The following is a 20,765-nucleotide window of genomic DNA, read 5'->3' as shown; positions in this document are numbered from 1 at the left end:
TTGGGTGCAAAGAGCCTACAGAATGGTGCAGGTAATGTCGGATGCAAAGAGAATGACTTTGCTAAGCTTAAATTAACGTGGGAGGGATGATATGGATACGCTGAGGCGGTTAAATGAAGCCTTGAATCATATTGAGGAGCATCTGATGGATGTCGTGGACATGAAGGAGATTTCCCGAATTGCCTGCTGCTCGGAGTATCACTTTACACGCATGTTCTCTTTTCTTAGTGGTGTAACACTCTCGGAATATATTCGGCGTCGCCGCATGACACTTGCGGCCATGGAGCTAAGCCACAGTGACAGCAAAATCATTGATATTGCGCTGAAATACGGGTATACATCGCCGGATTCTTTCACTAGGGCATTTCAAAGCATGCATGGCACTACGCCCTCCGAAGCGCGAAACCATGGCCCATCCCTTAAAGCCTTTCCACGGATGACATTTCAACTGACCATTCAAGGAGGAAGCGAAATGAACTACCGTATTGAAGATAAAGAGGCGTTTCGAATCGTGGGTATTCGTAAAAGGGTGCCAATCGTATTCAACGGGGTAAATCCGGAGATCGCGGCGATGTACCAGAGCCTTACACCGGAATTGATTGATTCGATCAAGGGGGCATCAAACGTCCAACCTATGGGCTTAATCAGTGCTTCAGCCCATTTCAGTGAGGGACGGATGGCGGAACAGGGAGAACTGGATCATTACATTGGTGCAGCTACGACAAAAGAGACGCCTGAAGGACTGGAACACCTGGAGGTTCCTGCTTCAACGTGGGCTGTATTTACCGTCGTGGGTCCGTTTCCAGGCACGCTTCAGGAGGTGTGGGGCCGGATCTACGCAGAGTGGTTTCCCTCATCAGACTATGAGCTGAGTGAGGGTCCGGAAATGCTATGGAATGAGCACAAGGATGTTACTGTAGAGAAATATAGAAGCGAGATTTGGATACCTATTCGGAAGAGATGATACTGTCTCGAGCTTGGTATCTGCGGGCGCAGCTTTTTGAAGCTGCGTTTTTTGTATGCAGAATTTGCAATCAGATATACGGGCTGTTTTCATTGCAAATATATGTAATATAATGGTATTCTTTTATTGGAATTGTAAGAATACTTGTATGTAGAAGAGTGATTTAAGAAGGGGGTGGCGAGATCAGGTTTACATGAAGTGATGACTCTATTCTATACGCACGCAGACATAACATTCCATTGATTATGGACAGGCTCACATAGCAGACATATCGATATGAGACGGAAGTGTCAGTTATTATATATTATAATGTAAGCGCTTTATTAAATGAGTTCCAAGGAGGGAATTACTCATGACCAAAAGTATAGTGAGAAAGGCGCTTGGTTTGTTTTTAATCATCGTTATGATCGCAACAGCTGTTGTATACCCTGCATCTACTGGACACGCGGCAACCATTAATGTGACCGATAACGGCTCCAGAATTGAAGTAAACACCGGATCAGGATTAGTCTATGTGGTGAACAAAACCAATGGGGATATTATATCGGCCAAAATGAACGGTACGGAGCTGAACAGCAATAGAGGATCACATATCGGCTCAGGTTTGGGCTCCTCTGCCAATGTGACGTGGAATACCTCTCCTTCAGGATCAACCGTGTTAATCACGGTATCCACAAGCACACTAACTCACTATTATGCTTCACGTGGTGGGGAGAATATCATATACATGGCCACGCATATCACGGCTCAACCTTCGATCGGGGAGCTGCGATACATTTTCCGCGGTAATGGTAGTGTGTTGACAGGTGTTCCGGCGAATTCCAATAATCGAGGTAACACTGGAGCGATTGAAAGCCAGGATGTATTTGGTTTTTCGAACGGTCAGAGTGCCTCCAAATATTATGGTAATGATCAGGCCAAAGATTTATCCGTTCGTGGAGTTACGGGGAATGGCGTCGGTGTATTTATGGCCTACGGCAATCGGGAAAAAAGCTCTGGTGGTCCATTCTTCCGCGACATCCAGTTCCAAAGTGGAACAGAGACGGAAGTATATAACTATATGAACTCGGGACATGCACAGACGGAGAATTGGCGCCTGGGTCTACATGGGCCGTACGCTTTGATCTTTACAACGGGAGGTGCGCCAAGTGTACCCGATTTCAGCTGGATGTCTGGTCTGAATCTGCAGGGTTGGGTATCCAGTCGGGGGAACGTAGTGCTTAATGGCCTCTCCGGGATGGATACAGGATATGCTTACACAATTGGGTTCGCTAATAGCAATGCCCAGTATTGGGTGGGGACGTCTTCAAGTGGGGCGGCCGCCAAATACAGCATGATCCCGGGCACGTACACTATGACAGCTTATAAGGGAGAACTAGCCGTATATACGGAAACGGTTAATGTCACGGCAGGCCAAACGACGACTCTGAATACACGTACGATCAACAATGACCCGAGTAAAGCCTCTAACATCTGGCGAATCGGTAATTGGGATGGTACACCACGGGAGCTCCTGAATGGACAGACGATTCCGATCCGTCACCCTTCCGATAGTCGCAACCCAAGCTGGGGACCTGTCACCTATGCTACCGGTAGTGCGACCAATCGATTCCCGGCAATCCAGTTCCGTGGTCAGAATTCTCCAACCACAATAACGTTTAATTTGAATGCATCTCAAGCGGCATCTTCTCATACGCTCAACATCGGTATTACCGCAGCTTACAATAATGGTAGACCTAGTGTAACGGTTAATGGACATGCTTTAACCAATCCTGCTGCATCTTCACAGCCCAATTCTCGTAGCTTCACCATTGGTACGTATCGTGGGAACAACACAACCTTTAGCTGGAATGTTCCAGCATCCTACTTCGTGAATGGTTCCAATACCATCACGATTACGCCGATCAGCGGTTCCAGTGACTTGGGTAACTGGTTAAGTGCAGGCTGGGTCTACGATTGTGTTGAGTTGCTGAATTGAATGAAGAATTCAAAATAGTGGAAGGAATATAGGAGGTAGCCTGCCTGGTTTTCTTAACCGGGTTCAGGTTACCTCTTTTAGCTTTGTCATCGGAAATGAAAAGATATCGATTCATGAGATCCCTAAGGATCTTGCTTTGCTGGAGATGGTGATCCGGATAGTGGTATAATTTTCAATACGTAATCATGAGTGAATGAACGGGGAGGAAAAGAGAATGAGAGACGATCTGTTGGTTCAATTGCAAGAGTGGCATGAAGAAGATGAATTTCAGGAAATTGTAGATGCAATTCAAGCAATTCCTGTGGAAGAAAGAGATTATGAGCTGGTTAACCATTTGGGACGAGCGCTGAATAACTTGGAACAGTATGAAGAAGCGGTTGAACAATTCCTGACGGTTGCTAAAGAGGGCACAGGTGACCCACTCTGGCATTATCGGATTGGACTGGCTTATTATTATCTGGAGCAATATGCGCATGCACTGCAGGCGTTTGAAAGAGCGGATGAATTGGACCCTGAGGATGAAGATACGCTGGAGTTTCTGGGATGGATTCGAAGCAAAATGGAGGAGCCGTCCGAATCTGAACCTGAAGTTGAAACGGATCCAGAGGCTGTTGGAGAATTCCATGTACCCGTTGACGTTGTAGCGACCTTTGAAGCGATTCCCAGACCGGAATCCGGCGAATTCTGGAACGATAGTGAGCAGGCACTGGAGCACTATGTGTCCAATCCGCCAAGTGATGGTCTCATTGAGTCTGTGGAGGAGCAATTGGTGTTCCGACTTCCGGCTTCCTACATTGAGATGATGAAGCTACATAACGGTGGTATTCCGTACAATCGTTATTTCCCTGTGGCGAACACAGATACGGGAGCTACGGATTATGTTGAAATTGAAGGTATACTGGGCATTGGCCGTGAGAAGCCTCGCACACTAGCGGGTATTCAAGGTAGCTGGAATTTGATTGAACGTGAAGGGTATCCGGAGATTGGTGTGGTCATCGCGGTATCTCCTTCGGAGTCGGGGGTTGTCATGCTCGATTATCGTTCATTCGGTAATGATGGAGAACCTGAGGTCGTTTATGTGAAGAGGGAGAATCCCAAAGAGATCATTCCGCTGGCACCGAACTTTGAGACGTTTATCCAAGGGCTGATGACTCCAGAAGTCTAAAAAATCGACAGAGGTTCTTTAAACTGTTGTGTGGAAGGGAGACAGAAGGTGATATGGAGGAACCGATCAAGGTATATAACACCGCAGTGGAAGCTTTTCTTGAAGTAATCGGGGGGAAGTGGAAGCCTGTTATTCTATTCCATCTTACCTTTGGCAAGAAACGTAATGGTGAGCTGATGAAACTGATCCCTGCGATCACTCAGAAAGTGTTGACGCAGCAACTTGGTGAATTAACGGAGGCGGGAGTTATTGTCCGTATTTCCCATCACCAGGTCCCACCTAAAGTGGAATATGAGTTAACAGCGTATGGATGGAGTCTTAAAGAGATTCTTCATCTGATGTGTAGGTGGGGCGATATACACGTGGAGAATGTATATGGTGATCGAGGAAAAATTCTGTTTAAGCCGCCAACTACTACTGACCGTTGAGGGACTTATATTAGCCGATTCTGGAATTCAGGAATCGGCTTATTTTGCATTTTATTTACTTTACGGAAGGATCTTACGATCACGTAGATTTCTGAAAATATCCATAAACATAGTCTCAGTGTCAATGAAATCATGGAATCCGAAGCGGCGAGCTTTGGAACCATCTGCGAAGAAATCGTAATCCCACGAGAAGACAAAATCACCAAATGCCCAGGAAGAGACATCATCATAAGGGGTGTTTATCAAACCATACTTTTCAATCATTGAATTCCAAAGATTTTCTTTATCTGCCATCACTGTTGCAAGTGAAAGGGGCAGTGGAGGTGCTGGTTCCAATTCGAAAAACGCAGCGATTTTGGGCCATAGCTCATTCCAGCGAAACAGATCACCATTGGTGATATTAAATGCCTGATTGGCACATTGCGGATCGGTTGCTGCCCATACGGTTGCATGAGCCAGCAATGTTGCATCAGTCATTTCAAGAAGCGAATGATACGCTCCTGGTTTCCCAGGGAATCGAAGTGGCAAGCCAAGCTCCTTGGAGATAGCCGCATACACGCCAATAACCATGGCAAGATTCATTGGATTGCCCAGGGCGAATCCACATACCACAGACGGGCGAAGGGCTGACCAGGTCCAGCTGCTTCCGGGTTGCCGATCTTCGAGAAACTGTTGCTGATCGACATTAAATTCAGGGGGCATATGATATGCGTCCGTTTCTTTGGCAGGTGTTTTGAAAGGACCCAGATGTGCGCCGTACACTTTATAACCTTGCATTAGGCTAATATGTTGGAGATTTGGAGCGATCGGTTCGATGGTATTCACCACATTGGCGAGCATCGCCAGGTTGGGCTGTACCAATTCGGCCCAAGTTGGGCGATCCTGATATGCGGCGTAGAAAATATGCGTAACGGTCGTTAAATGACTCAGTTTGTCTTGTGTGTCTGCTTCGTTCAGTAAATCAGCTGATATATAACGTAAACCGGGGGCATCTTCTCCTCCGCGGCGAGATACACCAATGACATTCCATTGCGGAAGTGTCATCAGATAATCAATAAGGTTTCTTCCAATGACGCCTCCAGCACCAATGACAAGTGCGGTGTAACGGGTAACGGATTGTTCGGGTTTCAATGGACATGCTCCTCTCTTCTTCTGTTCATATTGTGGGTCAGAAAAAGAAGGATGAGAAGTACGCACCTCAAAGTCATATACGTACTTTGAAGTAATATATGAGCCTGGAGCAGGATATGAGCGTTATAATTGGCACTTCAAAGGAGGTTAATTACCTATAACCACAAGAAGCTGTAAAAGGAACAATTGTCCTTTCACAGCTTAGATGTGTCTGTATATTCGTTCAATAGATCTGTTGAAAATATGGTTTACGCCGGATATCCGCCACCTGGAGGCGGCCATGCGCCGTAGAAGCGACGTAGCAGAACAATCTCCCCTAGATGGTACGAGTTATGGGAGGCGATATTGCGCAGAAGTCCTGCTTTAGTTTCACCCGGGAAATAGAGCAGTGGATCATCTAATTGTGCAGTTTCTGCAATGGCTACGGCTTGATCAACTCCATCCAAGAATGCCTGAATATCTGCCTTCCACGTCGCTTCGTCCTGTGGACCCTTCTCTTCAGGCCAGCTTTCACTCACGTTAGCAGGGAGCTGTGGCTTGCGTCCTTCCAAGTGTTCGAGCATGAATTGCTGCCAATAATGCATATGCTTCACCAACTGATAGATCGTATATGGCATGGCATCGTGCGTACGAGCAGCAAGTGTGACATCGATATCGGGTAGAGCACGGGCGATGCGGATATGACCGCGTTCCCCCACTAATGATTTGACAAGGGCTTGCCCAAAGCTTTGATTAACATCTGACATATGGAACCTTCCTCTCTTCCAAGACCGGATCTGATAACCTGTCTTCTATTTAGTATTATACAATTAAATTGCTAAAAATTAAAAATGGATAACGAAGAACGCTAAATACTTAAAATGCCTATGATATAATAGTGAAAATAAATCTCAAGACCTCAGGGTCGAGGAGGAAGCTCCTGTGAAAGTGATATTGGTTGACGACGAACGTCTAGCGTTGATAGGCCTTCAAAAATCACTAGAAAAAGAAGTAAGCGGCATTGAAATTATCGCTACATATATGAATCCAACAGAGGCTGTGGCGGGTATTGTGGAGCACCGTCCTGATGTTGTATTTCTGGATATTCATATGCCGGAGATGGATGGTATGGATCTGGGAAGACAGATTCAGGCGGCAACACCGGGCACCGAAATTATATTTGTGACCAGTTACGATCAATATGCGGTGCATGCTTTCGAATTACAGGCTTTGGACTATGTGATGAAGCCCATCCAAAAGGATCGATTGAAGCAGACGGTGAGCCGCGTAAGAGAGAAACTGAGCGTAAAACGCGAGCAACGGTCAAAGGATACAAACGTACCTTTAATTTGCTGTTTTAATCAGATTCAGTTTAAGCTTCCAGGCAAGGATGTTCAGGTGGCCAAATGGCGTACAAGCAAGGCGCAGGAGCTGTTTGCATACTTGCTTCACCACCGGAACCAGGTCATCCATCGCAGTGTTCTGCTGGAGCTTCTGTGGCCGGGAATGGAAGAGGAGAAGACGACACATCAACTCTACACTGCAATGTATCATGTCCGCCAAACCCTGAAAACTTGCAATATGGATATGATCACGATTCAGAGCGGGCACCTGGAGGCAGGTTATCGACTCGAATTGGGTGAGGCTCAGTTGGATAGTGAGCAGTGGGAACGGGAAATCAGGCAATGGAAAGTCATAGACGCAAGTACCGTTCATGCCTATGAGCAAGCGCTTCATCTATATAAGGGTACCTATCTTGGCAATTATGAATACATGTGGGCTGAACCTGAGCGGGAAAGATTACGCTATCTGTGGCTGTATCATATGAGACAACTAAGTCTGTATTACCAGCAGCATGGGCTGGCGGAGAAAGTGGTCGAGAGTACACAACGTATCCAGCATATGCTTCCGGATGAAGAAGAAAGTTATTTTATGCTAATGAAGTTATATGATGAAATGCACAACGATCTCGGTGTGGAGGAGCAGTATCGTCTCTTAACCACCAGAATGGAGCAAGATTTGGAGATACCGATCAGTGAGGACATTACCGAATGGTATCAGGACTGGAAGCTCGGTTTAACCAAAGTCATGAAAAAATAATTAATGAAATTACTTCAAACGAAACGTATGGACCGTTACAAATATTTGATCATCATGCTAATCATTTTTGGAGTGTTAATTGGCATGCGCTCGGTATGGTCTGAGCTATTCCACACAGTAGATGAGCATCGCGCCGTTAACGGGGTGCTTGATTTGAGAGATGTGGATCTGGATCAGTCCCCTGTCATGTACTTGAATGGGGAATGGGAACTTTACCCGGATGAGTTGCTGACCCAACAAGATATTGCGAAGAGGAATGGCGGTGCGAAGAGTGTTCAGGTCCCAGGAGACTGGGGGAGTGGACAGAGTCAGGAACAAGAGGGTTCGCACGGTTACGGAACATATCGCTTGCGTATTTTGACAGATCCACTTCAGACGCCTGTTACCTTTTGGTTCAAGGGGATTCGAAGTTCCTCCGAGATCGAGATGAATGGAGACGCGGACGGGGGCATGGGTGAGATCTCCGTGGATAGCAGTACATATATACCCCGAAGTACTTCGTATACAGCGACCTATGATCAGGAAGGAACAACCTCCATTGAACTATTGGTTCGTGTAGCCAATTACGATAGCCCGTATATGGGCGGAATTAGCAAACCTGTTCGCTTTGGTTCACAGGCAGCCGTTGATTTTTCGCGTTGGTATTCTATTGGTTTTCAGATGCTCACCTTTCTGGTTTTGCTCCTCCACGGCATGTATGCCTGTATTCTTTACGCATTTAATCGACAGGAACGTTCCTTGCTGGTTGGAGCCGTATTAACTTTATCTGTTGGCATCACGGTTACGATGGGTCATGACAATATATTGATGTTATGGCTTCCTATTAATTATACTTGGGGCATTAAAATTCGATTGATCTCTTTGTTACTGCAAAATGCTTGTATCCTTCTGTTATTCCAGAGATTAACGGTGGTTCATGTACGAAAGGCATGGCTACAGTGGCATGTTGTCATGACCTTGATCTATACGGCCGTGATTGTGGTGGTGCCCATTCATATTACATATGCCATGATCCATTACAACGTCATTAACCTATTCTTTCTTGTATCCATGATCTGGTTTCTATACATCGTCGGAACGATGATCTTCAGGAAACAGGCGGACCGGGATATTGTTTTTCTGCTGCTTACTGCAGGAGGCATTATATCCAACCTGATATGGAGTGTGGTCGAGACAGCCAAAGATGTGACAACAGTCTATTATCCCATTGACATTATCTTTGCGATTACCGGCTTCTCCGCCTATTGGTTCAAGAAATACTTCAGGAATGTCAGGGAGAATATGAAGCTGAATACAGAACTGCAGAAGGGTGACAAAATTAAAGATCAGTTCTTGGCGAATACATCACATGAACTGCGGACCCCGCTGCACGGGATTATTAACATCGCTCACAACGTGATCACCCGAGAGAAAAACCGGTTGGATGAACGGAGCCTAGAGGATATGGAATTGCTGATTACGATCGGTCGACGGATGTCACATCTCCTTGGTGATCTACTGGATGTAGTCCGGCTGAAGGAGCACCGCATTGAGTTACGTCAGGGGCCTCTTTCCATACAGTCGGTTGTGCCCGGCGTAATCGCCATGCTGCAGTTCATGGCAGAACGAAAACCAGTCCGCCTTCATATGGAGATTCCGGAATCGTTCCCTCAGGTCATGGCTGATGAAGAAAGGCTCGTTCAGATTTTGTATAATCTACTGCATAACGCGCTTAAACATACAGAGGAAGGAACGATATCCGTAAGTGCCGAAATTCGTGAAGGACATGCTCTGATTCATGTGACGGATACAGGCATTGGCATGGATGAGGATACACGGATGCGTATTTTCCTCCCGTATGAACAAGGATCGTATGGAATCAGTGATGGACAAGGCATCGGGCTTGGACTGAACATCTGCAAAGAGCTCGTAGAACTGCACGGCGGGGCACTTACGGTTCGCTCGGAACTCGGAAAGGGCTCGGTATTCAGCTTCGATCTACCACTCGCGGATGAAGCCGCCGATCAGGCTCAGTCACAACTTCCCCTGATATGGGAACAGGCCGCCGAGATGATGGAAGATGCACCTAGCGGATTCCTGTTACCCCGCCAAGGTATGGGGGACGCGGAAGCCTTGGCGACGGCAGAGATGGCTCCATTGTTAAAAGAGGGGAGAGCCACCATTCTGGCTGTGGATGATGATCCGGTGAATCTGGATGTGTTGGTCAGCATTCTTTCGACGGAACCATATGATATAACTACAGCAGGTTCGGGTCAGGAAGCGATGGAATTGCTCGGGACACGTCAGTGGGATCTGCTCATTACAGATGTGATGATGCCCAATATGTCCGGATATGAGTTAACCCAGAAGGTGAGGGAACAATTCTCGATGTCGGAGCTTCCTGTGCTGCTGTTGACGGCACGAAGTCAGCCGCCAGATATCTACACGGGGTTTGCATCGGGGGCCAATGATTATGTCACGAAGCCTGTAGATGCGGTGGAACTGAAATATCGGATACGTGCATTGACCATGCTAAATCAGTCTATCCAAGAGCGCCTGCGCATGGAGGCCGCTTATTTACAGGCTCAGATTCAGCCTCACTTCCTGTTTAATACACTGAATTCACTTATGGTTTTAAGTGATATTGATACAGAGCATATGCGGAAGCTTGGTGAAGCTTTTTCATCCTATTTACGGATCAGCTTCAACTATCTCAATACAGGGGAACTGGTGAAATTATCATACGAGCTGGAACTCGTTGAAGCCTATCTTTTTATTGAAAAAACACGATTTGAAGATCGATTGTCGGTGGTATTAAACGTAGAGCCGGACCTTCCGTTGCTTCTCCCGCCGCTATCCATTCAGCCTTTGATTGAAAATGCCGTCAGACACGGACTATTAAGCCGCAATGTAGGCGGTACGTTATGCCTATCCATTACTCGTCATGAGGGTTATACCCGTATTGAGGTGAAGGATAATGGCAAAGGCATCGAACCGGAGAAGGTTGCAGAACTGCTACATGCTACGCCAGGTGGAAAAGGCGGAATAGGCATTGTGAATACAAACCGCAGATTGCTGCAACGGTATGGTCAGGGATTATCGATCGTAAGTGAGCCGGGTGAGGGCACGATGGTATCATTTGATATTCCGGATAAGATATAAGGAAAAGGCCGCAGAAGTGAAAACTTCCGGCCTTTTTGTTTTACTTGCGTGTTCATTCCCTAATTTTAATTATTTCTAATGCATCTTTCATATGTTAGTATATTTAACATTAGAAGCGCGGGTTCCGGCATTGGGCGCTAAACGTTGTTATAGTGGGTGAAGAGATCGATGCGCAATTGGGTCAAAAATGAGAATGTGCAGATGACGGCCATTGCCTTTACCACTGCGGTAGGGGCGCAATTCAAGATAAATCCGTTCCGGGAAGATTACTTCCGAATCGGACTGGGGGTTAGCATCCTTTTATTTCTGCTGATGATCATGCCACACTTGTCTTATGTGAAGACAGGAATCCTGACAGGCATCGCGAATTTGCTGTTCCAGTCGGTAGATCTCATCAATCATGTACAGACGGTGTCTATACTGGAAAGCATGCGGGACAATCTGGGGGCAGGTGTGTATTATGTGGTCTTTGCCTATGGGCTTAGCAAATTCAAGCATCGATTCCATGAGATGCAGCCTCTTCTGCTCGGCGGGTTAATCACATGTATCGATTTCTCCTCTAATCTTGTTGAGCTGCTTTTTCGAGGAATGTTAAGCGGGACCAATATCTTTTATATGAAGGAATGGTTGTATCTGCTTGTGGTAGGTGGTCTGCGAAGTTACTTTGTGATTGGGCTATATAACAGCATTGCGGTGAGGCAGATGCGGCTTTTGCATGCAGAGCAGGAGAAGCGGATGGAGCAGATGCTGAGTGTGAACTCGGGTCTGTATGGCGAGGTCTTTTACCTGAAGAAAGCGATGAATACGATCGAAGGCATTACAGCTGACAGCTATGATCTATATCGCGATCTCCGGGAGCAGGACATGAACCAATACAGTCAGCGCACCCTGGGCATTGCTCAGCAGATTCATGAAGTGAAGAAGGATTCACAACGTATTCTGGCGGGTCTGCTGAAGCTGTATGATAATGAAAAAGCAGTCAACATGAGCCTGTCTGAAGTGCTGAACTTTGCCAGTAAAGCAAACCGAAAATATAGCGAGATGTTGCATAAGCAGGTCGAGATCGACATTGAGCAACAGTATGATTGTGAGTCTCCGTATTACATTCCTCTTCTCACGGTAATGAATAACCTGATTGCCAATGCGGTAGAGGCGATTGAGCATGATGGGACGATTCGAATTCGTATATATGAGCAGGAAGAAAACGTGCATTTCGTTGTGATGGATTCTGGAAAAGGCGTACCCGAAGCCAAACGGGATGTCATCTTTGAACCGGGGTACACAACGAAGTTCAATGAAGTTGGCATTGCCGCGACAGGCATTGGCCTGTCCCATGTACGTGATATCGTTCAGTCGTTGACGGGACAGATCACAGTGGAATCGGCGCCTCTGGGAGCGAGAGGGACTACATTTCGTATAGCTATTCCCAAGATGAATTTAATAAAGGGGGCCGATGTCGATGACACTTTCTATCATGATCGTGGATGATGATGTGGTGAGTCGGAGCATGCTGCATGATATCATTGAATCCTGTGGTATCGGTGAGCTTGCGGGCATGGCTGAGGGCGGTATAGAAGGCGCACGGATGATCATGGATCTGCGTCCTGATGTGGTGTTGATTGATCTGCTGATGCCGGATCAGGACGGAATTGAGACGGTAGGGAAGCTGAAGCAATGCGGTTATACCGGTAAATTCATCATGATCTCTCAGGTAGAGAACAAAGAGATGGTAGGGGAGGCCTACCAGAACGGAATTGAATTCTTTATTCATAAACCGATTAATCGGGTGGAAGTGGAGCATGTGCTCAGCAAAGTGAATGACCAGTGGAAGTATGAGCGTTACGTGCTGGAGATCAAGCAGTCGATGGCTCGATTGAATCTGGTGGAAGCGCCGGCCCCTGCCCAAGGTCGTACGGTGCGAGATGCGGCACGAAGCATTCTAATGGATCTGGGGATTATCGGAGAAAGTGGTAGCAAGGATATTGTGGCTCTCATGGAGTATGCGATTGATCAGAAGCAGGTCGCGGAGTGGCCGCCACTGAAGGAGTCCTATGAAGCGGTGGCCCAGACGTACAAGTCAACGCCCAAGGATGTGGAGAAAGAGAGCAAGGCGATGGAACAGCGCATTCGCAGAACGGTAATTGCCGCGTTAACGAACATGGCCTCGATTGGACTCACCGATTATAGCAACCACAAGTTTGAGCATTATGCGCCACTCTACTTTGACTTCCAGGATGTTCGAATGAAGATGAGAGCCATGGAAGAAGATCAGGCAGGCGACAAAGGCAAGGTTAATATCAAAAAGTTCCTGCATGTGTTCTACATGGAGACGCTTGAAAAGATGAATAACTGAGGCATCATATGCCTCTGTCTGTTGGAGGATATGAAAACCCGGGAAGGTGACCATCGGCGGTGTCGAGGTCACTTCACCAAAGACGGGCAAGCTGAAGGGGTTATTATTTTAATCCATAATGACTTCTTTATCTGGCTGTTCAAGAAATTCGAACATGATTTTAATTTGTTCCAGCGTATTTCTTTCCAATGATAATTCAGGTAAAGCGTCGATAGCAAAAAAATCAACTGCGCTGGTTTCTACACCTGTTTCCGCATGCCCTCCCACAATGTCACAGCGGATAAACATCTTATATACGTGATAAGGCTCAGGTGGGTGTCCATGGAATTTTTTGTCCAATACCGCTAACAACCGCATCGGCACAACATCAAAACCGGATTCTTCTTTAATTTCTTTCACAGCTACTTCTGATGGTGATAGGCCGATGTCACTCCATCCCCCTGGTAATGCCCATGCGCCATCTATTTTCTCTCGAACCAAAAGCACTTTGTTTTCCCTGAAAACAACACCGCGAATATCGACTTTAGGCGTTGCGTAACCTGAATCACTTGCAAATGTAAGTGATATTTTCTCTTTGTTAACAGAAGTATAGTTACTTAAGATATCAATACTAATGCGCCTCAATTCCTCATATCGCTCGATATCATAAACATCCTTGGCATAGGTTAAACCTGTTTGTGAGATAGCTTGAATCTGTTTTGCCCATTCTAGCCACTTTGTGTCCATGGACACCTCTTTTCTTCGCAAGTCACGAGATTTAGTTTAGTTAGGAAATAACCCCATTATATCATATGAATTACAGTCTATAACTACTAAGAAAGGACAACTCGAGGTTAGGGAATCACGCTAATGATTGAACGCACTTTACGATTATTGCTTTTTATTATAAAACTGAGAGATATTATAAAGAAACGATGTCCAGAGGAGGAGAAAGTGAATTGAACATAACCATTGATCAGCAAGGCAATTCCAAGGTCGCCATTATTGAAAGTGATGGTATCGTCATCAACAATGCTCAAGATGCACTGGATTTGATGGCTTCGGTAAGGTATAGCGATGATGCCGATAAGCTCATTATCGACAAATCGAACATCACGGAAGAGTTCTTCGAACTGAAAACCAAGCTTGCAGGTGAGATTTTGCAGAAGTACGTGAACTATCATGTTAAGCTTGCTATTGTGGGAGATTTCGAAGGACATAACAGCAAGAGCCTGAGAGATTTCATCTATGAGTGTAACAATGGCAAGCATGTTTTCTTTTTGAAAAACAAAGATGAAGCGCTTCAAAAGTTGCATAATATCAGTTAAGCGTACAACCGAGGCATGTAGAGAGCCTGCTTATAATCTGAGCCAAACGTAGGAGGTTTGCACCGTGATATCTAATGAGAATTTAAAGGTATATGCTCTGCCTGAGATCGGAAATCTTAAAGTGCATGGCAGAACAACTGGAGAGCGATCGCCGTTGACGTTATTTTGGACGGGGAGTGCAGTTGAACTCAATGTACAGGGCTCCGAACTATGGGTTGAAGTAGAGTCGCAGTATGACATGTATGAGTCATGGATCAGCATTCTGATCAATGGTGTTTCGGTGAGCAGACAGATGTTAACGGCGGGAAGGTACTGGGTCTGTGTATTCCGAGGTATGAACGCGAATGTGGTGAAGAATGTTCGGATCGTTAAGGATGTTCAAGCGATGAGTGGTGACCCGGGTTGTTCCTTGCAGATTCATGCGGTGAAATCGGATGGAGCGTTCCTGCCTGTGCAGGAAAAACCGTACAAGATCGAGTTCATTGGTGACAGTATTACATCTGGAGAAGGTGCGATTGGAGCGAAAGCGGAGGAAGATTGGATTCCGATGTGGTTCAGCGCCATACATAATTATACGTTTATGACAGCAGAGGCATTGAATGCAGAATATCGGGTCATCTCGCAAAGTGGCTGGGGTGTGCTGACAAGTTGGGATAATAATCCAAAGGGGAATATCCCCAAGTATTACGAACAGGTCTGTGGCTTGCTTACTGGTGAGCGTAACGAAGCGCTAGGCGCAGGAGATCAGCATGATTTTAGTTCCTGGCAGCCGGATGTGGTAGTCGTGAACCTGGGCAGCAATGATGGGGGTGCCTTTCAGTCACCGGAGTGGAAAGACCCCGACACGGGCAAGGTGTACAAGCAGCGTTTGAATGAAGATGGTACTTATCATGAAGAGGATCTGACCGCTTTTGAGAAAGCGGTGGAACGGTTCCTGTTCAAACTTCGGAAAAACAATCCAGATGCACAACTCGTATGGGCTTATGGCATGCTTGGTTTTCCCATGATGCCTGCCATCTACCGCGCGGTTGATACGTATACAAAGGGGGCAGGAGATCGTAAGGTCTCAATCATCCAGCTTCCTGGTACAACCGAAGAGACGGTAGGTGCGCGCACCCATCCAGGCGAGTTATCTCACCGTAGGACGGCAGAGGTGTTAGCGGAATATGTACGAGGAATGATAGGATAACTTGATACATGGTAATGGAAAGACCACTCTTTCATGAACGGGTACCCCAATGGTTAGATGGTGTCTAACTTGATGAGGTCCCTTCATCATAAGAATGGTCTTTTCCCTTTCTACTTATCTAGACATTCGAAGCTGTATCCGCTGTGCCGCTGTTCTGTACCTCATAACGAATCGAAATGATCTGTCCGAGCGTCTGGGTTCGGACCATTTTGAATTGACTTGGCACAGTGCCTGTCGGGAATAAGGGGATGCCTTCGCCAAGAATCTTGGGAATGATGGCGACTTCAATCTCGTCCAGTAATTTTTTTGCTAACACAGCTTGAACCAATATGCCGCCACCCACAATCCACACATCTCCATCAGAAGTTTGTTTTAACCGGGGAATGAGCGTATCTACCTCCTCGGTTGTAAACTGTACATGCGGAGCGGGCGGCTGTTCCGAGCGGGAAAGCACATACGTTGGGCGATCCGCATAGGGAAATTCTTCGGAAAGTGTGAGCACCTCTTCATACGTATAACGTCCCATAACAACGCTACCGATTGTTTTATAAAATGCAGCATACCCGTTGTCTCCACCATCACCCTCCACATCAAATAACCAATCGACCGAACCGTCCAGTCTTGCGATATATCCATCCAAACTCATAGCAATGTACAAAATTGTTTTGTTATCAGACATGTTCATCGCTCCCTTCTAAAATGTATGATACACTTTAACTATAACAAAAGTTGACGTAGTTAGGATGTTGAATAAATGAATCATCGGAAATTGGCGATCATGCGCCTGATGGATTCCAGACAAAAGTTCACTGCCCGGGAATTGGCAGAACGGTTCGACGTATCGATTCGTACGATCCAGCGAGATCTGGATGCATTGCAGGCGCTGGGTTTCCCTTTGTACACAGAAGTTGGCGTGAACGGAGGATACCGGGTGTTGCCCAATCGGATTTTGCCACCCCTTCAACTGACACAGCAGGAGGCATTAGGGCTGTTTATGATGCTGGAATATCTACAGCAAGTACCGGATTTTCCATATGGATCAATGCGTGAGCATCTGGCTGAGCAATACTTCTCTACTTTACCCGAAGATGTACAGGATCTCATTATGCGAATGAGAGAGCATATCACCTTTGTCCAGCACCCCGGTGGGCATTCCGAGCCTTTAACAACAGTAATATTGGGTGCAGCGGTAGAAAAGAGAGAAATCGAATTTATGTATCATGCCCGCAGTGGCCCTAAAAAAGTACAGGTCTTTCCCTATGGCATCTACTATGAGCAGGGACATTGGTACATGCCAGCCCGGAATAAGGATCGTGTATTGTTGTATCGGGTGGATCGCATGCAGCAGTTGGTTGTTATGGAATCAGTGGATAAATCTGTTCCAAGTCTAAAGGCATGGCTAGCTGCCAAAGAAGATAGAGCAAGCGTAGAAGTGGTGTTGCAATTCACGGAATTTGGAGCAAGGATTGCTGCGTCAGATGTGTTGTTCAAGTCAGTTGAAGGCCATGAGTGGCGCGGACTGATTCCGCCTGAAGAGTTTTCTTTTACAGCACGAAAGTTACTCTCCTATGGGCCGGAAGTGAAGGTGGTGTCTCCGCTCGAACTGCAGCAGCAGGTTAGAGGGATGCTGGAACGGAGTTTAAGCCAGTATGGTGGGGGATAAGAGCTTTCAAACGCTGGATATTAGGGTATCAAGGAAGAGATAAGAAAGGTGTGTAGACAAATGAGCGAAGTTTGGACTAAAGACATCATCCCGACTGTATCCGATAAAATAGTGATTGTGACAGGTTCGAACGGCGGGTTAGGGTATGAAACGGCATTAGCGTTAGCTGAAAAAGGCGCAAAGGTTATCATTGCAGTTCGTAATATGGAAAAAGGTGAAAAGGCAGCTAATAAAATAAAGTCGTCTGTGCATGTAGCTGGAGAGGTAATCGTTATGCAGCTTGACCTTAGCGATTTAGCTAGTATCCGTAAGTTCGCAGCCGCTTTTCTTGAGCAATACGATTCTTTGTCCATTCTCGTTAATAATGCAGGAATTATGAACCCTCCATTCCAGTTGACGAAAGATGGCTTTGAATTGCAGTTTGGTAGTAATCATCTAGGCCATTTTGCGCTTACGGGTCTACTATTGCCTCGATTGATCTCTACTCCGAAATCGAGAGTTGTCACTGTAAGTAGTATGGCAGCTCATAATGGTGCGATTGATTTTAATAATTTAGATGGCTCCAAAGGATATAATCCCATGAAGTTCTACAGTCAAAGCAAGCTAGCCAATCTGATGTTTGCGAGAGAGCTGCAGAATAAATTTAATTCCGCCCATATTGATTCCATGAGTATCGCCGCTCATCCAGGAATTTCGCATACCAATCTATTTTCCTTCGGTTCGGGGAAACAGACCAATATATTCATGCGCAGTCTTTTGAAAATCATTAGTCAACCGGCACATATGGGGGCATTACCTACCTTATATGCTGCAGCAGATCCGACGATCACGGGAGGGGAGTATATTGCTCCCAGTGGTATGGGCGGCACTAAGGGCTATCCCAAGAGCGCTAAGATCATCGAAAAATTATATGACGCTAACATTTCAAACAAGCTATGGAGCGTATCAGAAGAATTAACAGGGGTATATTACAGATTCAACGTGTAGATTTTGCTATTAAGGAAAGTAAACCTTATTATGGTATAGACAGTTAAAAGTTCTTCAGCACGAATAAGATTAACTGAATGGGGGGCTACCATGATTCGATTCATAAAAGGTTTCACGACCCGCTCTATGCAGAGTCCATGTGATGAACAACGGCGGTTGTTTGCATAGAGCCTGAAATCCACTTCCGCCATATCATTATAGTGCATATCCAATGCGTTCATCGTACGACTCTGCTGCCTTAAAGATTTTAACTTTTAAGGAGTGGAGCAACGTGAAATATATTAATGCGGATACAATCTTCCCGGAAGAATTACTCAAAGAAATACAGCGTCATATCTCTGGTGGCTTGATCTATATTCCGAGGCCCAAGGATGCCCACAAGAAGTGGGGCGAGAATTCGGGTGGCAGAAGGATTGTCCGGGAGCGGAACGACGAGATCCGCCAGCTTTTTGCTGCCGGAACAACCATCGATCAGCTTGCGGACCAATACTGTTTATCCATCGATAGCATCAAGAAAATTGTGTATTGCAAAAAGGGATGAAACTATAAAAGCCATGTTCGAGCAATCGAATGTGGCTTTTTCCTGTAAGAATAAAGAATAGTTATTAAAGCTTTTTTACATATTCGAGGTTGTTAATTACGCGTACAATTCATTTGACGGTACAAGGATATGCGTTGAGAGTTCATGAATTAACTCCTTAAATCATCTGGTAAGGTTGGTGAATATGAATAATATGAATATAGAAGTGAAATTAACGAATAAAGACGAGGCGTATGTGATTAAAAATATGTACCCGCTATACCTTCATGATCTATCCGGACATTATGGTCTGGGTGGAGAGCATACCCCGAACGAACATGGCATTTTTGAGCCAAGTCCTGATTACAAAACGTTACAGGATCAGTATGATGTACAGAATATTTGGTGGGAAAAACCGGAGTGTCTTTATCCGTTCCTTATGATTGTGGATGGCATACCGGCAGGTTTTGCGTTCATAGCTACTCCGCCATATTGTTCACAAGGCACGAATTTCTTTGTACATGACTTCTTTCTGATGCAACCATTTCGAGGTGTAGGCGTTGCTGAACACGCGGCATCGACGATCTTCGGCATGTTTAGAGGAAACTGGGAGTTGTTCACCAATCCATCGGAGAACAATAAGATTGGCCAATCTTTCTGGCGAAAAACAGTGGATAATTATACTAAAGGTAACTATCGGGAGATTTACGGGCAAACGTTCGATGGTTATAAATTGATTTTTCAATTCTCCAATATATAAAAAGAGAGACCGTCTCCCTTTGCGGAAAACGATCTCTCTCTACTGCCTTTTATAAACTACCGTTGAAATAGTGATACTCAGAAATCACTTCAAAACCAACACTGCGGTACAGATTCAAAGCACGTTTGTTCTCGGTAACAACGGATAAGCGAATATCTGTGTAACTTTGTTTCCTTAGGAGATCAACCAGGATGCTAAGCGCAGTGCGCCCCAGTTTCTGTCCCTGATAAGCAGGCAAGATACAGAAGTTATGAATAAATGCGGTTGTTGCATTAATGGAGTTGACCCGTACCAGCCCAACAGGCAGTTGATTCTGCCATGCAATATAGGTGACTCGGCTGGGTTCATTTGTTTGCATAAAGTACTCGCGTGTCCAGTCCTCCGAATCTCCAAAGGCTTGGGAGGAGCAAGTGACCATAAACTCCATATCCTCGGCTTCTGCCACGGACAACGTTAGTTCAGGTGGCTCCACAACCGAAAGGACCTCATTCACAAGTTGCATCGAGTACTCCGCACGATCATAAATGGCTCCAAGGGATTGGGCAGTAAGAAGGCCCGGAGATAAGCCCTGAGGAACGCGATAACTGAGTTGGTTGATTCCCTGTGGTTTCATATCCAGGATGGCCCTTTTCAGTAGGCTGCTGAACACACCTTTGCGGCGAAATTGCGGGTGTACGATGGCATTAATATTCCCGGTTACGCCGTCGGATGGATACCAACTGAGTAGTCCTGCCAAATCACCTTGGCGATAACAGAGGAGTGCATGGTCTCCGTCTTTTTTGCTGATATGGTCAAGGTCTGCTTTCAGATGAATGGAATCAAGCTGTTTACATTGTTGTTCGAGTAAAATAATAGCTTCAATCTGTTCCTTGGAATCATAGATCATAGGAACGACTTGATAAGTTGACATAGCTTTCACACCTTCATTGTTGAAGGAAACACGCAGTTATTGGACCCGCAGGCGCTATCCTTCGAGAGTTGGTCCAGTAGTAATTTTAATCATCATCATTATCTCCTCCAAATCACTTCCCGATGACTATAACACAATCTATGATGAAGATGACACCCAATGGATGTAATTCACTGGGTGTCTGTTCAGA

The 20,765-nt window shown here is 45.8% G+C and carries 19 protein-coding genes; 14 read left to right on the top strand and 5 right to left on the bottom strand.

From position 1 onward, the window contains the following. Positions 1–91: 91 nt before the first annotated feature. The 4 genes from C161_RS17920 (at position 92) to C161_RS17905 (ending at position 4,535) form a co-directional block, all read left to right on the top strand. A complete protein-coding gene (locus C161_RS17920) occupies positions 92–964 on the top strand; it encodes an AraC family transcriptional regulator (protein WP_036671805.1) in 873 nt (290 codons plus the stop codon). Positions 965–1,316: 352 nt separating this feature from the next. After that, complete coding sequence (locus C161_RS17915; RefSeq protein ID WP_036671804.1) at positions 1,317–2,942, top strand: rhamnogalacturonan lyase B N-terminal domain-containing protein; 1,626 nt, start codon at positions 1,317–1,319, stop codon at positions 2,940–2,942. A gap of 214 nt (positions 2,943–3,156) precedes the next feature. After that, positions 3,157–4,107 (top strand): SMI1/KNR4 family protein, encoded by a 951-nt coding sequence (locus C161_RS17910; protein WP_036671802.1) that lies wholly within the window; start codon positions 3,157–3,159, stop codon positions 4,105–4,107. Positions 4,108–4,160: 53 nt separating this feature from the next. Beyond that, positions 4,161–4,535 (top strand): winged helix-turn-helix transcriptional regulator, encoded by a 375-nt coding sequence (locus C161_RS17905; RefSeq protein WP_036671801.1) that lies wholly within the window; start codon positions 4,161–4,163, stop codon positions 4,533–4,535. Positions 4,536–4,595: 60 nt separating this feature from the next. Here the strand turns inward: C161_RS17905 and C161_RS17900 are convergent, their stop codons facing one another. Together C161_RS17900 and C161_RS17895 are read right to left on the bottom strand one after the other, a co-directional pair. Beyond that, on the bottom strand, positions 4,596–5,666 hold the full coding sequence (locus tag C161_RS17900; protein ID WP_036671800.1) for an SDR family oxidoreductase: 1,071 nt from the start codon (positions 5,664–5,666) through the stop codon (positions 4,596–4,598). 248 nt (positions 5,667–5,914) lie between these two features. After that, the gene (locus C161_RS17895; protein WP_036671799.1) at positions 5,915–6,412 is read right to left on the bottom strand and encodes a DinB family protein; all 498 of its coding nucleotides are present in this window, start codon (positions 6,410–6,412) and stop codon (positions 5,915–5,917) included. A 175-nt stretch (positions 6,413–6,587) separates the two neighbouring features. Here C161_RS17895 and C161_RS17890 point away from each other — a divergent pair, with 175 nt between their 5' ends. The 4 genes from C161_RS17890 (at position 6,588) to C161_RS17875 (ending at position 13,239) form a co-directional block, all read left to right on the top strand. Continuing rightward, positions 6,588–7,745 carry a response regulator gene (locus C161_RS17890; protein WP_036671798.1) on the top strand — a complete coding sequence of 386 codons (1,158 nt, stop codon included), beginning with the start codon at positions 6,588–6,590 and terminating at the stop codon, positions 7,743–7,745. Between the two features lie 54 nt (positions 7,746–7,799). Continuing rightward, entirely contained in the window at positions 7,800–10,886 is a 3,087-nt protein-coding gene (locus tag C161_RS17885; RefSeq protein ID WP_235193856.1) for a hybrid sensor histidine kinase/response regulator, read from the top strand. A 156-nt stretch (positions 10,887–11,042) separates the two neighbouring features. Continuing rightward, positions 11,043–12,374: an ATP-binding protein gene (locus tag C161_RS17880; protein ID WP_235193855.1), complete on the top strand. Its 1,332-nt coding sequence runs from the start codon at positions 11,043–11,045 to the stop codon at positions 12,372–12,374. Next, positions 12,346–13,239, top strand: coding sequence for a response regulator (locus tag C161_RS17875; RefSeq protein WP_036671795.1), 894 nt, complete (start codon positions 12,346–12,348; stop codon positions 13,237–13,239). Before C161_RS17880 ends, C161_RS17875 begins: the two co-directional genes overlap by 29 nt. A gap of 108 nt (positions 13,240–13,347) precedes the next feature. Here C161_RS17875 and C161_RS17870 read toward each other — a convergent pair whose 3' ends face one another. Beyond that, positions 13,348–13,965 carry an NUDIX hydrolase gene (locus tag C161_RS17870; protein WP_036671794.1) on the bottom strand — a complete coding sequence of 206 codons (618 nt, stop codon included), beginning with the start codon at positions 13,963–13,965 and terminating at the stop codon, positions 13,348–13,350. 212 nt (positions 13,966–14,177) lie between these two features. Between C161_RS17870 and C161_RS17865 the strand changes: the two genes are divergently transcribed. Both C161_RS17865 and C161_RS17860 read left to right on the top strand, forming a co-directional pair. Next, complete coding sequence (locus C161_RS17865; RefSeq protein WP_036671793.1) at positions 14,178–14,546, top strand: DUF4180 domain-containing protein; 369 nt, start codon at positions 14,178–14,180, stop codon at positions 14,544–14,546. A gap of 64 nt (positions 14,547–14,610) precedes the next feature. Further along, a complete protein-coding gene (locus tag C161_RS17860) occupies positions 14,611–15,735 on the top strand; it encodes an SGNH/GDSL hydrolase family protein (protein WP_036671791.1) in 1,125 nt (374 codons plus the stop codon). A gap of 118 nt (positions 15,736–15,853) precedes the next feature. On the opposite strand, the gene C161_RS17855 is transcribed toward C161_RS17860, so the two are convergent. Continuing rightward, on the bottom strand, positions 15,854–16,420 hold the full coding sequence (locus C161_RS17855) for a dihydrofolate reductase family protein (protein ID WP_036671789.1): 567 nt from the start codon (positions 16,418–16,420) through the stop codon (positions 15,854–15,856). Between the two features lie 69 nt (positions 16,421–16,489). Between C161_RS17855 and C161_RS17850 the strand changes: the two genes are divergently transcribed. From C161_RS17850 to C161_RS17835, 4 genes are all read left to right on the top strand, one after another. Then, a complete protein-coding gene (locus C161_RS17850; protein ID WP_036671788.1) occupies positions 16,490–17,398 on the top strand; it encodes a helix-turn-helix transcriptional regulator in 909 nt (302 codons plus the stop codon). Positions 17,399–17,458: 60 nt separating this feature from the next. After that, positions 17,459–18,385, top strand: coding sequence for an oxidoreductase (locus C161_RS17845; protein ID WP_036671787.1), 927 nt, complete (start codon positions 17,459–17,461; stop codon positions 18,383–18,385). 271 nt (positions 18,386–18,656) lie between these two features. After that, on the top strand, positions 18,657–18,926 hold the full coding sequence (locus C161_RS17840) for a CD3324 family protein (RefSeq protein WP_036611734.1): 270 nt from the start codon (positions 18,657–18,659) through the stop codon (positions 18,924–18,926). 184 nt (positions 18,927–19,110) lie between these two features. Beyond that, a complete protein-coding gene (locus C161_RS17835; RefSeq protein ID WP_235193854.1) occupies positions 19,111–19,665 on the top strand; it encodes a hypothetical protein in 555 nt (184 codons plus the stop codon). 49 nt (positions 19,666–19,714) lie between these two features. Here the strand turns inward: C161_RS17835 and C161_RS17830 are convergent, their stop codons facing one another. Further along, positions 19,715–20,575, bottom strand: a complete 861-nt coding sequence (locus tag C161_RS17830; RefSeq protein WP_036671786.1) for a GNAT family N-acetyltransferase — start codon at positions 20,573–20,575, stop codon at positions 19,715–19,717. Positions 20,576–20,765: the final 190 nt, after the last annotated feature.

The organism is Paenibacillus sp. FSL R5-192 (genome assembly GCF_000517845.1).
Taxonomy (GTDB): Bacteria; Bacillota; Bacilli; order Paenibacillales; family Paenibacillaceae; genus Paenibacillus; species Paenibacillus amylolyticus.
The sequence above is the reverse complement of the archived record's forward strand: the minus strand, read 5'-3'. Positions and strand labels throughout refer to the sequence as shown.

Coding starts and splice junctions, on each gene's coding strand:
- C161_RS17920 (WP_036671805.1), top strand. CDS start 92: ATGGATACGCTGAGGCGGTTAAATGAAGCCTTGAATCATATTGAGGAG.
- C161_RS17845 (WP_036671787.1), top strand. CDS start 17,459: ATGAGCGAAGTTTGGACTAAAGACATCATCCCGACTGTATCCGATAAA.
- C161_RS17835 (WP_235193854.1), top strand. CDS start 19,111: ATGAATAATATGAATATAGAAGTGAAATTAACGAATAAAGACGAGGCG.
- C161_RS17875 (WP_036671795.1), top strand. CDS start 12,346: ATGACACTTTCTATCATGATCGTGGATGATGATGTGGTGAGTCGGAGC.
- C161_RS17850 (WP_036671788.1), top strand. CDS start 16,490: ATGAATCATCGGAAATTGGCGATCATGCGCCTGATGGATTCCAGACAA.
- C161_RS17915 (WP_036671804.1), top strand. CDS start 1,317: ATGACCAAAAGTATAGTGAGAAAGGCGCTTGGTTTGTTTTTAATCATC.
- C161_RS17885 (WP_235193856.1), top strand. CDS start 7,800: ATGCTAATCATTTTTGGAGTGTTAATTGGCATGCGCTCGGTATGGTCT.
- C161_RS17830 (WP_036671786.1), bottom strand. CDS start 20,575: ATGTCAACTTATCAAGTCGTTCCTATGATCTATGATTCCAAGGAACAG.
- C161_RS17895 (WP_036671799.1), bottom strand. CDS start 6,412: ATGTCAGATGTTAATCAAAGCTTTGGGCAAGCCCTTGTCAAATCATTA.
- C161_RS17855 (WP_036671789.1), bottom strand. CDS start 16,420: ATGAACATGTCTGATAACAAAACAATTTTGTACATTGCTATGAGTTTG.
- C161_RS17870 (WP_036671794.1), bottom strand. CDS start 13,965: ATGGACACAAAGTGGCTAGAATGGGCAAAACAGATTCAAGCTATCTCA.
- C161_RS17910 (WP_036671802.1), top strand. CDS start 3,157: ATGAGAGACGATCTGTTGGTTCAATTGCAAGAGTGGCATGAAGAAGAT.
- C161_RS17905 (WP_036671801.1), top strand. CDS start 4,161: ATGGAGGAACCGATCAAGGTATATAACACCGCAGTGGAAGCTTTTCTT.